Annotated in this window: 14 protein-coding genes; 7 read left to right on the top strand and 7 right to left on the bottom strand. The window is 67.1% G+C overall.

Annotated elements, in window-relative coordinates:
* Together ACFUJ1_RS18335 and ACFUJ1_RS18330 are read left to right on the top strand one after the other, a co-directional pair.
* Positions 1 to 551, top strand: a 551-nt coding sequence (locus ACFUJ1_RS18335; protein WP_378647049.1) for a tetratricopeptide repeat protein, incomplete at its 5' end; no start/stop codon positions are given.
* Between the two features lie 96 nt (positions 552 to 647).
* Positions 648 to 1,453, top strand: a protein-coding gene (locus ACFUJ1_RS18330) for an IS5 family transposase (protein ID WP_378647047.1) whose coding sequence is annotated in 2 segments (ribosomal slippage) — positions 648 to 996 and positions 996 to 1,453 — 807 coding nt in all. Because the reading frame shifts where the segments join, the coding sequence is not laid out codon by codon here.
* A 96-nt stretch (positions 1,454 to 1,549) separates the two neighbouring features.
* Here ACFUJ1_RS18330 and ACFUJ1_RS18325 read toward each other — a convergent pair.
* Complete coding sequence (locus tag ACFUJ1_RS18325) at positions 1,550 to 2,221, bottom strand: 2OG-Fe(II) oxygenase (RefSeq protein WP_378647045.1); 672 nt, start codon at positions 2,219 to 2,221, stop codon at positions 1,550 to 1,552.
* 473 nt (positions 2,222 to 2,694) lie between these two features.
* Complete coding sequence (locus ACFUJ1_RS18320; RefSeq protein WP_378647043.1) at positions 2,695 to 3,612, bottom strand: helix-turn-helix domain-containing protein; 918 nt, start codon at positions 3,610 to 3,612, stop codon at positions 2,695 to 2,697.
* 279 nt (positions 3,613 to 3,891) lie between these two features.
* On the opposite strand from ACFUJ1_RS18320, the gene ACFUJ1_RS18315 reads away from it, so the two are divergent.
* Positions 3,892 to 4,998: a hypothetical protein gene (locus ACFUJ1_RS18315; protein ID WP_378647041.1), complete on the top strand. Its 1,107-nt coding sequence runs from the start codon at positions 3,892 to 3,894 to the stop codon at positions 4,996 to 4,998.
* 167 nt (positions 4,999 to 5,165) lie between these two features.
* A complete protein-coding gene (locus ACFUJ1_RS18310) occupies positions 5,166 to 5,630 on the top strand; it encodes a hypothetical protein (RefSeq protein ID WP_378647040.1) in 465 nt (154 codons plus the stop codon).
* A 12-nt stretch (positions 5,631 to 5,642) separates the two neighbouring features.
* Here ACFUJ1_RS18310 and ACFUJ1_RS18305 read toward each other — a convergent pair whose 3' ends face one another.
* A complete protein-coding gene (locus ACFUJ1_RS18305) occupies positions 5,643 to 8,531 on the bottom strand; it encodes an ATP-binding protein (RefSeq protein WP_378647038.1) in 2,889 nt (962 codons plus the stop codon).
* Positions 8,532 to 8,842: 311 nt separating this feature from the next.
* Between ACFUJ1_RS18305 and ACFUJ1_RS18300 the strand changes: the two genes are divergently transcribed.
* Together ACFUJ1_RS18300 and ACFUJ1_RS18295 are read left to right on the top strand one after the other, a co-directional pair.
* Positions 8,843 to 9,844 (top strand): TauD/TfdA family dioxygenase, encoded by a 1,002-nt coding sequence (locus ACFUJ1_RS18300; RefSeq protein ID WP_378647036.1) that lies wholly within the window; start codon positions 8,843 to 8,845, stop codon positions 9,842 to 9,844.
* A gap of 42 nt (positions 9,845 to 9,886) precedes the next feature.
* On the top strand, positions 9,887 to 11,032 hold the full coding sequence (locus ACFUJ1_RS18295) for a scyllo-inosamine-4-phosphate amidinotransferase (protein ID WP_378647034.1): 1,146 nt from the start codon (positions 9,887 to 9,889) through the stop codon (positions 11,030 to 11,032).
* Here ACFUJ1_RS18295 and ACFUJ1_RS18290 read toward each other — a convergent pair.
* On the bottom strand, positions 11,004 to 12,587 hold the full coding sequence (locus ACFUJ1_RS18290) for a helix-turn-helix domain-containing protein (RefSeq protein ID WP_378647032.1): 1,584 nt from the start codon (positions 12,585 to 12,587) through the stop codon (positions 11,004 to 11,006). The genes ACFUJ1_RS18295 and ACFUJ1_RS18290 overlap by 29 nt on opposite strands.
* 80 nt (positions 12,588 to 12,667) lie before the next feature.
* Here ACFUJ1_RS18290 and ACFUJ1_RS18285 point away from each other — a divergent pair, with 80 nt between their 5' ends.
* Positions 12,668 to 12,970, top strand: a complete 303-nt coding sequence (locus tag ACFUJ1_RS18285) for a hypothetical protein (protein ID WP_378647030.1) — start codon at positions 12,668 to 12,670, stop codon at positions 12,968 to 12,970.
* 417 nt (positions 12,971 to 13,387) lie between these two features.
* On the opposite strand, the gene ACFUJ1_RS18280 is transcribed toward ACFUJ1_RS18285, so the two are convergent.
* The 3 genes from ACFUJ1_RS18280 to ACFUJ1_RS18270 form a co-directional block, all read right to left on the bottom strand.
* On the bottom strand, positions 13,388 to 13,582 hold the full coding sequence (locus tag ACFUJ1_RS18280; RefSeq protein ID WP_378647028.1) for a hypothetical protein: 195 nt from the start codon (positions 13,580 to 13,582) through the stop codon (positions 13,388 to 13,390).
* 198 nt (positions 13,583 to 13,780) lie between these two features.
* Complete coding sequence (locus tag ACFUJ1_RS18275) at positions 13,781 to 14,119, bottom strand: Lsr2 family protein (protein WP_378647026.1); 339 nt, start codon at positions 14,117 to 14,119, stop codon at positions 13,781 to 13,783.
* Between the two features lie 133 nt (positions 14,120 to 14,252).
* Complete coding sequence (locus ACFUJ1_RS18270) at positions 14,253 to 14,498, bottom strand: hypothetical protein (RefSeq protein WP_378647024.1); 246 nt, start codon at positions 14,496 to 14,498, stop codon at positions 14,253 to 14,255.
* Between the last annotated feature and the right edge of the window lie 672 nt (positions 14,499 to 15,170).

Raw genomic sequence — 15,170 nt, 5'->3', positions numbered from 1 at the left:
TGGCCACCCGCAACCAGCTCGCGAGCGCTTACCGGTCGGTGGGGCGTGTCAGCGAGGCGATCGAGGAATTCGAGCGGGTACTCACCGACGAGCGGCGGGTCCTGGGTGAAGAGCACCCCGCCACCCTGGCCACCCGCAACCAGCTCGCGAGCGCTTACCGGTCGGTGGGGCGTGTCAGCGAGGCGATCGAGGAATTCGAGCGGGTACTCACCGACGAGCGGTGGGTCCTGGGTGAGGGTCATCCCGACACCTTGGCCACCCGCCACAACCTTGCTCTCGCCTACCAGGCGGCGGGGCGTGTCGGCGAGGCGATCGAGGAATTCGAGCGGGTACTCAGCGACCGCCGACGGGTCCTGGATGAGGACCATCCCGACACCTTGGCCACCCGCCACAACCTTGCTCTCGCCTACCAGGCGGCGGGGCGTGTCAGCGAAGCGATCGAGGAATTCGAGCGGGTACTCAGCGACCGCCGACGGGTCCTGGATGAGGACCATCCCGACACCTTGGCCACCCGCGACCACCTCAAAGAGGCGCGAAAGCAGGCACGATGATTGTGATGATGAAGTGAGGTTCCGACTTACTGATCAGTTCAGAATGAGCTGGCGTGCCGTCTTCCGCTGTCCGGCAATGGCATCGATGATGTCGGGGTGCGTGAGGAGATCCTGACCGATGAAGTGTGGACCCGGCTGGAGCCCTTGATCCCGCAGCAGCAGCCCAGACGATTCCGCTACCCCGGCCGCAGACGAGCCGACGACCGCGCAGCCCTCGAGGGCATCCTGTTCGTCACCCGCACCGGCATCGGATGGAACCGGCTCCCGACAGCGTTGTTCGGCGCGTCCGGTGCCACCTGCTGGCGACGGCTCACCGAGTGGCACGAAGCCGGAGTCTGGCAGCGACTGCACGAACAACTGCTCGCCGAACTCCGCGCGGCCGGTCGGCTGGACCTGTCGTCCGCGCTGGTCGACTCGACCCACCTGCGCGCGCTCAAAGGGGGCTTCACACCGGCCCGAGCCCGGTCGACCGCGCCCGGCCCGGCTCCAAGCACCACCTGATCACCGACGCCACCGGCATCCCCCTCGCGGTCATCCTGACCGGCGGCAACCGCCACGACGTCACCCAGCTGCTCCCGCTGATCGAGGCGATCCCGCCCATCCGCGGACAGATCGGGCGTCCGCTGCGTCGGCCCCGCCGGATCTACGCCGATCGTGGCTACGACCACGACAAGTACCGGCGCCTGGTCCGCGCCCGCGGGATCACTCCGCGCATCGCTCGCCGCGGCACCGGCCACGGATCCGGTCTCGGCACTCACCGCTGGCCGGTCGAGCGCACTTTCACCTGGATCAAGAACTACCGCCGCCTACGAGTGCGCACCGAACGCCGCGCTGATGTCCATCAAGCCCTGCTCAGCTTGGCCTGCTCGATGATCTATCTACGCCAACTCATTCTGAACTGATCAGTAAGCCGAGCTCGACACCCTCGATAAGGATGGCTTTGGTCGACTCACTCGAGAGCTTCTTTCGCGCGCCACAAGTGGAGGGTCGGGCGCTGATCAGTCGACGCCGATCAGGTGCCTGTTCAGACCTTTCGGTCGGACCACGTGCTCAGGGTCGGAGGCGGTGTAGTAGTTCATCGCCACGACGACGCGAATTGCCTGCGGATCGGTGAGTCTGCGGACATAGTGACTGTGTTGCCTGGCATCGAAGAGGACCAGGTGTCCTGCGTGGGGTTCGATGAGTGCGCAGTCGGCATCGACTTCTTCGATCGAGTGGACATCTCCGCGCTGAGAGATCGCGAGTTCCCCTCCCTCGCCGGTGGAGTGGCTGGTGCAGTACAGCAGTGCTGCGATCGGGTTGCTGTCGACGTGGCATTCGTAGCGTTGAGCCCCGCGCTGCACGTTGAGGACCGCGCCGAATCGCGGATCGGACATGGGGGAGATCGGCTGGTGCCATATCGACTGCACCCGGTCGAGGAAAGCGCCGCTGTAGAGTTCGCTGAGCCACGGTAGACGGTCGCGTACGCGGTCGCCGGTCACTATCCCGCACGGTATCTGTTCGGTTGCGGTTGCCTCTCGTGACGTCGAGTCGCTGCTGATGAGTGTCAGTTCGACGACTTCCTCCTTGACGACTCGCATGATCTGAGCGCGCCAGTCTGGTGGCAGCAGTCGTCTCACGTCGCAGGTCGTCCAATGGAAAAAAGTCATCCACCGGCCTTTCTCGGTCATGCGTTCTGGTGGGTCTCAGCGGTGCCGTTGGGCGGTGAGACTCGTTCGGGTTGAGGGGTTTTCGCGGACATCGAGGTCTGCGGAGCGGCGTTGAGCGGGCATGGGGCCACCGCGCGCCTCGCGGACATCGCGATCACCCTATAGGGACACGCCGTGATCGCCGCAGCGATGTACGGCGCGTCGGTAGGCGAGTCGCGCAATTCGAGGCTCGCAGTCTGGCCGATATTCGAGACCCGGTTTATTGGTTCCGTCGGCATGTGAGCGTGTCGGCGGTGCCGCTTGGTGATTCTCTGTGACGGCGGATGCGGGTCTATCGAGGCTGATGACTAGGTCGCGCCGCGCAGTTCGATGTCGGTCGCCGCCAGATCGTTCGCTCGTCGAAGAGATGTGTGGGTCTGCCGCTGCAGCGACAAGAAGCGGTTCAGGCTCGGCGTCTTGCCGGCGGTCCAGGCTGGGCGGATCGGTGATGCGCGTCAAGGTTGGGGTGTGAGGCGATGGAGGACGCGTGCGGCCAGTTGGCGGCGTGGGAGGTCGAGCAGGAAGTAGGCGGGTGTCGAGGAGGTGGGTTCGATGAAGCCGATGTGGTTGTCGGGGGTGATGAACTCCTCGACGAAGCGGTAGAGGACCGGGCTGCGTCGGCGCATGCTCGTGGTGTCGAGGCGGAACAGGCAGCAGCCGACGTAGAAGGTGTCCATGGCAACGCTGAATCGGCACCGGTCGAGGTCGCCTGCGGTGAGGTTTCGGGATTGCAGCAGCGTGCGGTACTGATGGACGAGGGCGTCGCGGTCCTGCATGTCGGGGGGGAGTACGAAGTGGTAGCGGCGTCCGAGTGCGAGGTTCTCGGCGACCACTGCGAGGAAGTTTCCCGCGGTGACGCTCTGTTCGACATCGCTGTCGACCTGCACGAGGTCGTCCGCTAGATCCAGGGTGAGGATCGTGCTCTCCTCGCTGTAGCGCTCGATCTCGATCGCTTGTTCTTTGTCGAGCATGCCGCGCAGGGTGAACGGGCGCCTGGAGGCCGCCCTGGCCGCTGTGTCGATGTGCTGGGCGAGGATTTCGCCGACTTTGGTGACGAATGCGGATTGCGCGGCGATGTCGGCTTGATAGGAGGCCATGCCGGCTTCGACATAGCGGGTGAAACGGCCGTACTCGAGGGTGTCACCGTGCCCGGCGATCGTGTCGGGGCCGAACACGAGGAAATCGAGCGAAACATTGAATAGCTCTGTCATAGCCAGGAGTTTGTCGAGGCTGGGTGTGGTCTGGCCGTTGATGTATTGTGAGAGCGCAGCAGGAGTGATTCCCAGCTCTGTTGATACGCGTTTCCGGCTACCGTGGTACTCGCTGTCGTCGACGAGTTGCTTGAGCATTGCGGGAAGCTTGACCTCGCGCATGGCCATCCCTCTCGGAGACTCCCATCGGGGAGTGGGACCGTGTCGATACAGCTGGGCTGGATAAAGCCCGGCTTACAACTGAGAGAATAGTGCTTGAGCCCTGCTTGACAAGTGTGATCGCGGGCGTCACCCTCGTGAATATCAGGGCCGGTGCCAATGAAGGCCCCTGATCCGTCGGAAGAGGTGCCTCCGATGTCCCGTAGCGTTCTCCCCGGTCCTCTCGCGGGGTGCGAGCCCGAGTCCTTTTTGACTTCTGCGCTGCGAACCGGCAGTGCGGTCGTGGTCGGCCACGGCATCGTCGGCCATCATGTCGTTCACCGGTTGTTCGTGGAATCGCGACGGGCTTCTCGCCCGTTACGAATTCTGTGGGTCGCCGACCGCCACGATGCGCGTGTGACGAGTTTCGGTGCCAGCGGGTGGCACATGCCTTTTCTCGAGCGCGACCCGCGCATCGCCGGGTGGGCGGATCGGTCCTTCGGCGAGTGGGGCATCCTGTCGGAGTTCGGGTTCGGCGGATACCGCGCGCACACCCCGAGCCTGCTGCTGACCCGTGAGGACTCGGTCCGGATTCCGAGTGGATGCCCGGCGGGGCCCGTGCCGGTCGATCCGGCGGACTTCTCCGCGCCCTTCTACCGGCGGGGTGCCTACATCGCCGAGGGGGCGGTCATCTCCTCGTGCACGCTCATGCCCCGCCTCTACGGAGCGGTGTCGGCTCTTCCCGGAGTGGAGCCGAGGGATCACTACATCGGTGATGTCGCCGAACTGCTGGCGATCACCGAGGAGTTCGGTGCCGAGGTTGCCTGTGTCGCAGCCGGGGATCGCGCGCAGTTTCTGCTCGACGACGCGCGGATCGAAGGCGATCTGGGTGTGGTTCTGCTCGCTGACCTGGCTCTGGTGCCCGCTCCGCTGGATCGGGTGGTGCTGATGGACGCCGATCACGACGACGAGCTGACCTACAGTATCCCGCACCGTTCGTGCGGGCACGTGTGTCTGGGGGGCTCGTCGGGTCGGCTGGTCACCGAGCCCGAGGAGTACGCCGAACTCGCGCGCGGACTGATGGATTCCTCCGCGGTGCCGGGCTACGTCACCGCGCAGGTCGAGGAGATCAGAGATCGGGTGGGACAGCGGTTTCCGGATCTGCGGGCAGCGCTGGCGCCGGGAGCCTATCGGTATTGGTACGGGTTGCGGCCGCTGGCCGAGCGAGTGATCGCCGAGTGGGTTCCTCGTTCGCGCAGCGGGCCGATCGGCGTGCTGCAGCTCGGGGGATTGGGCGGGTCGGGATTCACCGTCGCGCCGGCCTTCGTCGAGGACGGTCTGGGGCTGCGGCGGCCGACACCGGGGATGGAGTCCTATCTCGGCCGCCCCACGCCGGTGCACTCGTCCTGAGGAGGCGACAGCGGGCTGTTCGCCCGTTTAATCGAGGGCGTTCGCGCACTTCTGCGTCCTGCGAATGTATTTGCATCTGTGTTAGCATTCAAGACGGTATCTATACTCCCTCTCATTCTTGTTGCGTCAAAACTCTGGTGCTCGGGCCGGAAGACGAGGTGCAGCTGATGGATCGTTTCGCGGTCGGAACGCGCTTGGTGGTGGGTTTCTCCCCGGCTGTTCTGTCCTCTCTACGATTTGTTGCCGGTGAGCGTGCTATCCCCGTGCACGCTGCAATTGCGCAGGCAGTCACCGAAATGCTCGACTCGTTCGGAGTCCAGCGTGATTCCGAACGCTATGCCGTTGCGGCAGTACTCGAGGACCGGAACATCCCTGACCCGCAGCGAGACCGCAGGAATTTCGACCCGGCACACAGCACGGGTCTACCGGGTGAGATCGAGGTCGCCGAGGCCCGGTTGAGTGAGCAGACGCTCGCGCGGCTGGCGGCGTTCTGCCGCGGCGCCCGGGTCAGCCGTGCCCGCGCGATCCGCATGGCCGTGGATCGCCATCTGTTCGAGACAGTGACCCGACCCCAATTCGGTGTCCCGCCCGCACCGGATCTTCCATCCTCGTCGAGGGTGCCGAGGCCGTGAGCCTGAGCGGCCTCACGATCGGCCGTCGAGATCGCCCGGCGGCGGCGGATCATCGCCGCCAGCGGAGGTCAGTCCGGTCAGATCTGTGGCTGCCGCACATGCGTCCGGGGTGCCGATCCGATGGTAGAGCTCGATCGCGCGGGTGAACTCTTCGAAGGCGACCATGCCGGTGGCGCGCAGCCGGCACCGGACCGTGCCATCGAGTGCACGAGCCTGACCGATCGGGCTGTCGGTCTGCTGGGCGAGGGTGAGCGCCTCGTCGAACAACGGTTCAGCGTCGGCCGGGACAGCGGTGTCGAGCAGAAGTCTGCCCAGGTCTATCAGGATGTCGATCTGGTCGAAACGATTGCCCAGCTGGCGGTAGAGCTCGCATGCCTGCTGGTGCAGCTCGACAGCCTGGCCGAGTTCTCCGGTGCATGTGCAGACGACCCCGAGATTGTGCAGGGCGTTGGCTTCTCCCGCCCGGTGTCCGAGGCGCCGCGACAGGGCGAGCGCTTGTTTGTGCAACACGCTGGCCTCCTCGTAGAGGCCGGTTTGTGTGCGGACGTTGCCGAGGTTGTTCAGAACGCTGGCTTCCCCGCGCACGCTTCCGAGTTCGCGGTAGAGCTCGAGTGCCTGGTGGTGTAGTGCGATGGCGTCGCGGAAGCTCGCGGTGCGACCGTGCACGATCCCCAGGTTGGTCAGCGCGTTGGCCTCGCCGAGCCGGTTGCCCAGCTGCCGGTACAGCTGCAGAGCTAATCCGTGCAGCTCGACGGCTTCGGTGCTGTGGCCGGTGCGGCCACGTACGATTCCGATATTGTTGAGCGAGTTGGCTTTTCCGAGCCGGAAGTCGAGCTGGTCGTAGAGGGTGAGCGCTTGCTCGAACTGGTCGATCGCGGTGGGGTAGTCGCCGGTTGCTTCCCAGGCGTTGCCGAGGTTGTTGAGGGCATTGGCTTCCCCGAGAGTGTCACCGCAGCGGCGGTACTGGATCAGTGCTTGCTCGTAGTAGGTCAGCGCGGAGCGGTAGTCACCGGCTTCCTCACAGACGTTGCCGAGGTTGTTCAGAGAGTTGGCTTCGCCCAGGACGTTGTTATCGCGCTGGTACAGGGCCCGTGCGGTGTCGAAGCGCGACGTGGCCGCAGAGTAGTTGCCCGCGCGCCAGAGCGCAGCTCCCAGGTTGTTGAGCGAGCCGGCTTCCTGCAGTGAGTCGTCGAGTTCGTGAGCGGCGGCGACCGCACGCCGGTGCAGCCGGCAGGCCAATGGCCAGGGGCCGTCGCGGTCGAGCAGCCCCGCCAGCAGCGCGGTCATGGTGATCATCCGCACCTGTTCGCGCTGTGCCAGGCTGTCGAGGCAGGCCATCAGGTTGTCACGTTCCACGCGCATCCACGCCAGCGCGGCGACCTCGTCACCGAATTCCCGGCTCGCCACCCCGGCGCCGCAGTCGCTCTCGCGCACCGAGGCGGGGTGCGTGCGGCGGGTGATCCAGCGATCGGCCGCAGCGGCGCTGTGGTGGTAGTAGTCGAGCAGCCGGTTCTGCGCGCAGACCTGTTCGGTCTCCGGTTCGGATCGAACCAGGGCGCGCGCGTACTCCTTGAGCAGGTCATGCAGGCGAAAGCGGCCGCGGGCGGACTCGTCGAGCAGATGGTCGGTGTAGAGCGACTCCAGTTGCGTGCGTGCTGTGCTCACGTCGACGTCGGCCAGTGCTGCCGCGGCGTGCGCGTCCAGGTCGGCACCGTGGTGCAGGCCGAGCCGCCGGAACAGCCGAGCCCGTTCGGCGGGAAGCTCGCGATAGGACAGGTCGAAGGCTGCTCGAATCGCGGTAGTGCGCTCGTCCGGCTCGCCGAGACGATCGGTGGTGGCATCGAATTCCGCCGCCAAGTCCGTGATGGTCCATGCGGGATGGTGGGCGAGGGGCCCAGCGAGCAACGTGATCGCCAAGGGTAGGTGACCGCAGAGCCGAACCAGCCGCTCGACCGCGTCACGGTCGGTGGTATCGCTCAGGCTGCGGTGGCTCACGGTCGCGAAGAGTTCGACCGCGGAACCGTGCTCGAGGGTGTCGAGTGCCAGTGGTACAGCGTCGCCGAGTTCGAGCAGCCGGCGGCGACTGGTCACCAGCGCGAGCGACCCCGGAGTGGCGGGCAGCAACGGATCGATCTGGGCTTCGTCACGGGCGTCGTCGAGAACCAGCAGGATCCGTTTGCCGACCAGGCGGTCCTGCCACAGATCACGCCGCGCGCCGAGCGAATCAGGCAGATAGTGGGATTCGACACCGATCGAGGCCAGCAGCCCGGCCAGCACGTCGGCGGGGTCGGCGACCGCACGCCCGGGTGTGTGGGCGTGCAACTCCACGAAATAGCGGCCGTCGGGGTAACGGCTGGCCAGCTGGTGGGCAGCGCGGATCGCCAGAGCGGTCTTGCCCACGCCGGGCATGCCGTTGATGGTGTGCACCGCGGCGCCCGAGGCCGCTCTGTCCAGGATCCGTTCCACCTCACGGTCGCGCCCGATCAGGGAAACATCTCGGCGCAGTGCGGTTCGCACGGCCGGGCCGGGCTCGAGCGCTCCCGTGTCCGGGCCGGGCGGCGCCGGTTCGTTCAAGATGCGGCGTCGAGCCTCGAGCCAGGCGGGCAGGTCTTCCCGAGGGACGTTGCAGCACCACAGGTAGATCTCGAGCCGGTTGTCCAGTTCGTGGGCCGGCCGCCCGCCCAGGCGCTGCCCCTTTTCCATCGACTCGATGATGTTCTTGGTCAGGTCGACGAAGGTGGCTGCGCCGTTGCGCTTGCGGGTGGCGGCCTTGTCCACCATGGCTCTGATCGACAGCCGTGTCGCGAGCCGCACCTTTTTGAGCGCCGACCCGAAGCCGGCGGTGGTGTGGAGCGCCTGAAGTTCGGCCCGGTTCGTCGCCCGGTTCACGTTCTCTGTCATCGCGATTCTTCCTGTCGATCGCCCCTTCGATCGGAAACTGTCTTCCGCTGTCCCGCCTTGTCCGGTTTGTCCGCCGGACAGCCGAGAAAGGCGGCGATGACCAGCTGTCCTGTCTTGCCTGCTGTCGGACAACTCCTGTTCCCGAGTGTCCTGGTCTCGTGGCCGCTGGCCCATAGAGCAATCGGAGGACAGCCATGAACACCAGAGTCGTCGCCTCGAGCGTCATCGGCGGAGGTGAACTTCGCTCCGACGCCACCCCGCCCGCGACCGGGCTCGGGCCTCGCGCTCTCGCTTCTGCCGTCGGTGACCATGTGAAATCGCTCGCCGGCCCGACCACGCGCCCGCCCGCACAGCTGGCCCGCAGCGAGGTATTGAACAGCACCTGGGCGCAGACCGCGCACACCTGGTCGGCAGCCCTGCACGCCGCGTCGGCGCGCCATCGGCGCCGCAGCGACCCGGTCGCGCTCGCCGCGGGGCTGTTGACCAGCTTGCCACCGCACGTGGTGATTGCGCTGCACCGCTTCCGCGCCGACGGCTCGCCCAACAACGCGCTGCTGCTGCGCGGTATCTGCCCGGTTCCGCTCGACCTGCCCGCCACGCCGGCCACCGTCACCCCGCGAAGCACGGCACGCGTTGTCGACGCCGCGGCTCTGCTGCTGCTCGCCCTGTCCCTGCCGCTGGGTGAACCGTTCACCTTCCGCTCGCTGCACGAGGGCCGTCTTGTCCAGCACGTGCTCCCGGTCCCCGGCCGCGAAGACACCCAGACCGGAGCCAGCAGCACCGCGGCACTGGACTGGCACGTCGAGGACGGCTTCACCGACGACCGCTGCGACTACTTCGCACTGCTGTGCCTGCGCGGGCACCCCGGCGCGCTGACCGTGCTGTCCCCGGCCCGCCACCTCGACCTGGATCCCGCCGACATCGCCGTGCTGCGTGCACCGCGCTACCTGCTGGTCCCAGATGATGCCCACGACGGCGCCGACACCAGCGCGCCGACCCCCGTGCCGATCCTGACCGGCCCGGCAGCAGACCCAGAGATCTGCTTCGGCGAAGGCGACGTGCACCTGGCCGACCCCGCCGACAATCGCGGCGCGGCCGCGCTGCGAGCCCTCTCTGCAGCCCTGGACCGCGGCGCGATCGGGCACGAACTGCGCCCCGGGGATGTACTCGTCGCCGACAACCGGCGAACCGTGCACGGCCGCACCACCTTCGCGCCCCGCTATGACGGCACCGACCGCTGGCTGCTGCGGACGATGACCTGCGCCTCCCTGCGCGCCCACCGCCGCCGCGGCGCGCTGCGCGCCCTGGGCTGAACCCCCGCCACCACTGATTCCGCTCTGCGAAAGGACCCTGTCATGTCGCACTCCCCGATGACGCCGACCGCGCACACCCCGGTACCCGTGCAGCCCGCACCGGCCTACTCCGACGACGAGTTCAGCCCGCTGCTCGACGTCGTCGTCGGGGTCGCCGACGGCGCCCGGATCCCGCCGCTTGACCGTTCGGCGTGGCTCAACCTCTACCCCGACCTCGACGCTCGGGAGCTCGCCGGTGTCGCGGTCGGACGCTTCCCCGACCGCGTCCTCGCCGAAGCGGGCGAGGACCTGCACGGGCTGGCCGAGCTGCTGGAAAGCTTGGGGGTGCGGGTCGTGCGACCCGCCCCGATCGCCCACGACCAGGAATTCGCTACACCCTGGTGGCACACGAGCGGCTTCTACTCCTACTGCCCGCGCGACCTCGCGATCGTCGTCGGCTCCACGATCATCGCCGCCCCCAGCCCGGTGCGCGCGCGGATGTTCGAACTCGCCGGACTGCGCGAGGAATTCCAGCGGCGCATGCTCGCCGGGTCGGCCTGGATCGCTGCTCCTACCCCGCAACTGCGCGAGGAGCTGTACCCCGACGACGGCACCGGCCGAGTCACGCTGGGGGAGACCGAACCGGTCTTCGACGCCGCCAACATCCTGCGCTGCGGGCGCGACCTGTACTACCAGGTCTCGAGCAGCGGCAACGAACTCGGATACCGGTGGCTGAGTTCCACGCTGTCCGCGCTCGGTGACTACCGGGTGCACGCGGTCCGGGGTATCTACCCCTACACCCACATCGACTCCACGATCAGCCTGCTGCGCGAAGGGCTGGTGCTGCTCAACCCCGAGCGCATCCGCGATCCCGCCCAGCTGCCCGAGCCGCTGCGCTCCTGGGAACACCTGTGGTGCCCGCCGATGGCGGCCGCACCCGCCCCCTCCGGACATCCGCTGTCCTCGCCGTGGATCGGGATGAACCTGCTGATGGTGCGCCCCGACCTCGCTATCGTCGACGCAGCCCAGACCGAGCTCATCGCCGCGCTGCGCCGCCACCACATCGACGTCGCCCCGCACACCCTGCGCCACGCCCGCGCCATGGGCGGCGGAATGCACTGCGTGACCTTGGACCTGCGTCGCGAACATCGCCGCGCGAGCGGCCTGCGCTCGCACACGCTCACCCGGCCGAGACCGAGGACTCGATGAGCTCGCGCACCTCGGCCACCGGGCGCACCGAGCGGGTCGCGGGCAGAGGCGCCAGCACCTCCCGCACCCGCTCGGGAATCTGGCCGACCTGGAACTCCGGTGGCAGCGCCAGCCATGTCGTAGTGATCGTGTGGCAGGCACTCTCGAGCTCCCCTCGGTCGACTTCGGCGGCAGCCTCGTCGAGACACAGCAGCCCGCGCCCGATGAGGTCGCGCCCCGCCTGCGGCAACGCCAGCACCCGCTCGCGCAGCGGCGCCGCCTCGGCGTGCGCGCCCACCAGGGCGAGCGCGTTGGCCTGGTTCCAGCGCAGCAGATACTCGCTCACCCCGAACCCACCACGGTGGAGCTCCACCGCCGGGAGCAGCGCGAACATCCGATCCGCCCGCGCGACTGCGGAGAAGGTCGCGCGCCGATCGCCCAGACGCGCCGCGATGCCGGCCTCGGCCAGACACCCGAGCACCGCCTCCGGGCTCGGGCGGCCCGCGCCCACCGACTGCGCGGCCTGTGCGGCGGCCAGCCCCGGTTTGAACTGCTGGTGGAACGCGCAGGCGTCCCCAGTCCAGCCCGCGACCCAGCCCTGCACCGCCTCGTCTTCGGCCGCGCGCGCCGCGCGGCGCGCGATCGCGAACCACTCGAAGCTCTCCGCAACCGCACCGACGTCGCTGAGCCGAATCGCGATCAACCCCGCGTTGCGCGCATACACCCGCTGCAGCCGCCGCCGCACCGCCGCACCGGTCGCGCTGAGCAAACCGGCCTGCACGCGAGCCAGGTCCATCATCCGCGCCGGGATGAATTCGGCCGGCGACATCGATTGCACTCCGGCACTGCTGCGCTCGACCGATTCCTCCAGCCGCTCGACATATCCGAGTCGAGCGTGTGATCCACCGGGCGGATCGAAATCGACACCGATCAGCTCAGTCACCGGGTGGACAGGCAGCAGTGCCGCACCTGCCGCGGCGAAACCTACGAAATTGCGTCGATTCATGGCGTCCTCGGGTTCGTTCGGCGGGAACGAACCCGGCTCCGAGTAATCGCTCCCGAATCCGAGCCGGTCTGGCCGGCTCCGATACAAGAAACACAACGCATCCATGTAGTGAGGGGACGGGACATCGTGGCCCTGCTCCCACCGTGACAGCCGCTGATGACTCAACCCGTCAGCGGAAACACCGCGTGCGGACAACACTTCCTGCAACGCCTCGACCGCCTCGACGAGGGTGAAACCCCGTGCCGCACGATGTGCTCGCAGCATCGATACGCCGCAGTGGCGGTGAGTTACGGAGGCGGCGTCGTGATCGGAACCGCCGGCTTTTTTCACCTCGCGGGCGATCCGGCGCGCGCACCGCATCGTATGTGGGCTTTGAGTCATGTGCACCATCCGTCCCCTGGGCTCGGCCCCGCTGGTCACACCGCCGTCGATGCTAAACGGGACTCCTCCATGGTGTCGACGCACCTCACAGTTCTGCACGTGATTCGTGCAGAACCGAATCAGATGCCAGGAAAAGACGGCATTGAAGTGGTCATCGGTTCGTTTCGTCGGCCATTCTCGATCCGTCATCGCCGTTCCAGGAATTTCCCCGACCGATACCGGCGACCGCGAATCCACGTTTCGCACAATCACGGATAGGAAGACCCGTTATGAGAACCGACTTACTCGATAATCGCGATCCAGGTGGATTCGGCGGCGGATACGCCGCCCAGGGCGGTTACCGCACCGGCCCGGGAATCGGCTTCGCGCCCCGGTTCGTGATCGCCATCGCCCTGGTGGTCGGGCTCGCAGTCGTGATCATGCTCGCCGTGGTGATGATGTTCCCCGGTACGTCCTACCAGACCTCGCGCGCTGCCACTGCCAGCTCTACTTCTTCGTACCTGGCACCGGCTTGCTACCCCTTCAGCAGCTGCGGGTCCGGCACCGGCCTGCTCGCCTCACCGACGCAGTAGCAGCTCGACCCTGCGCCCTGGTTGCGGGTCATCGCCGGTGCTCGACCGAAAGACTCGTTCCCAGCGAACGGGCTGCGCTGCCTGGATGCGGGCCGCCAGAGGGCAGCGTCCATACATCGGCCAGTCGGCCCGACCGAGGGCGCACTCGCCGGGAGACGTGCGGTCTCGGCTGTAAACCTTCAGCATGCGGGACCGTGCTCCAGCGACGGTGTGAGGGGTACCGTCGTCATGGAAACCGAGCGGGCCACCCGGCCGGAGTCGGGTGGCCCGCTCGCGTCATCGCGCGGCGTGTGTTCCTCACGCTCCGCACGGTGAGGTTCGCGGTGGCCGAGATTGCGGCCGGAGTGCGGCGGTGAGCGGCCTTCGCGTTATGAACGCCGGTGGAACCCCGCAATTCCGGGAGTGCTGCGCCGCAGGTCAGGATTGGTGCCGGGCGCGGATCGTGGTCATGGTGTCGAGGAAGCGTTCGATGTTGTCGTCGGTGTGGTTGGTGTTGAGCATCAGCCGCAGTCCGGCTTCGCTGACCTTGACTGCGGGGTTTCGGAGCCGAGGCCGTGGGTGCGCCAGGTGATCGCGGAGCCCTGCGGCGCCGCCTGGGATATCGTGACTCACGGTGGCTCGGGTGCCGAGGCTCCTTCCTCGGGCTCCGCATCGTTGATCATGTGCAGTCGGCGCGACGGCGCCCTTCCCTGACAGGTCCGCCAACTCGGCACGGTGCAGCTCACCGCCGACAGTTGAGGTCCAGTCCGCGCAGGGCGTAATCAGAGTCGCGAGATCCCGACCTGTTGAATCGGCTGATTGTCTCCGTTGTCAAGCTGTGGTGGCGGCGCGGTAGGCGTCGATGATGTCGGTAGGGATACGGCCGCGGGCGGAGATGTCGTGTCCGTTTTCGCTGGCCCAGGCGCGGATCGCGGCGACTTCGGCGCGGTTGCTGGCGTTGCGGGGTTGGGTGCTACGGCTGCGGGGCGCTTTGCCCACACGGCGGGCGTGCGGTATCCACTGTTCGAGGAAGCCTCGTAGGGTACCGGCGTTGGTGTCGGAGAGGTCGATCTCGTAGGCGATGCCGTCGAGGCCGAAGGTGACTGTTTCGGTCGCGTGCGATGTGCCGTCGTAGTCGTCTACTACGGTTACTACGACTTTGCGGGCCACCAGAGCGCTCCTTCACGTCCATCCAGCATCAAGATCGGACGAGTGTATGTGGCCGGTTCGAGGCGATTGGACCGGCCCTGGGGCATGGTCGGGCTGCGGTTGTGACCTCGATGGGTTCGGATGCCGATATGGTTCAGTGCGGGAGCGCGGGTAGGTCGAGTTCCTCGATGAGGGGCAGGCTGACCCCGGACATGACCACAACGACAGCCGACCAGGTCAGGGCTTTGTCGATCCATTCGCTGCGATCGTGGTGCCAGTAGCGCCAGTCGTTGGTGTCGTATTTGCGGAATATGTCGCCGTCTTGGTTGCGGACACAGGTGATGTCGGCGGGTTCGGGCGAGTCCCAGTGCAGATCGTGCAGGGTCCGGGCGATGGTCACGTCACGATTGTGGGCCCGCGCCTGCCCCGACGTCGAGTACCGCGAGCTGCGATAGATCCGCGCCCAGGCACCTTCGACCGGCACCTATCGGATGGTTGCAGTAAATGGAGTCATCCCAGCGGGGCCGAAGCCGGCGTTGCCGTGCCCGTCGGGCGGCCTTGGGCTTGTGCGCCACAGCCGCAGCAGAAGAGCCGGACGGTCTTGTGGGCGGCAGCCTTCGCGGCGGCACTGGCCAGGGAGAAAGTGCCGAGTGGCCAGGCTGTGAAGGGCCTTCGATACGTAGCGCGTCGGCACCGCAAGCGGAGCACTGTGGGCGGCCTCGCAGGTCTTTGGCCTTCCTCGATGGACCGTCCAGCTGGCGATGTCACCTCGACTAGATCGGACGGATGGGGACTTCGATACTCTCTCGGATTCGTCGGTCCCCAGCGCGAGAACCCGATGCTGACACCATTCGCAACGCGTGCGTGGCCTGCCGTAGCGTGGGTGACGGAGAGTTCGCGGGCAGGTTCGCCGAGAAAGGCAGACCATGTCCCCATCACGTCCATCCCACAGCGCCGCTTCATCGGAGGCCGCAGATCGCGCTCAGCGCTCGAATGAGCGGATGCGCGCACGCCGGATCGCCGCTCGTGAACGCGAGCGTGCGATCGGTGTCGCGGTTGGCCGGTATCTAGC

Source organism: Nocardia sp. NPDC057227 (genome assembly GCF_042669725.1).
Lineage (GTDB): Bacteria > Actinomycetota > Actinomycetes > Mycobacteriales > Mycobacteriaceae > Nocardia > Nocardia asteroides_A.
Note: the sequence above shows the minus strand (reverse complement) of the source record. Positions and strands in the feature narration are given on the sequence as shown.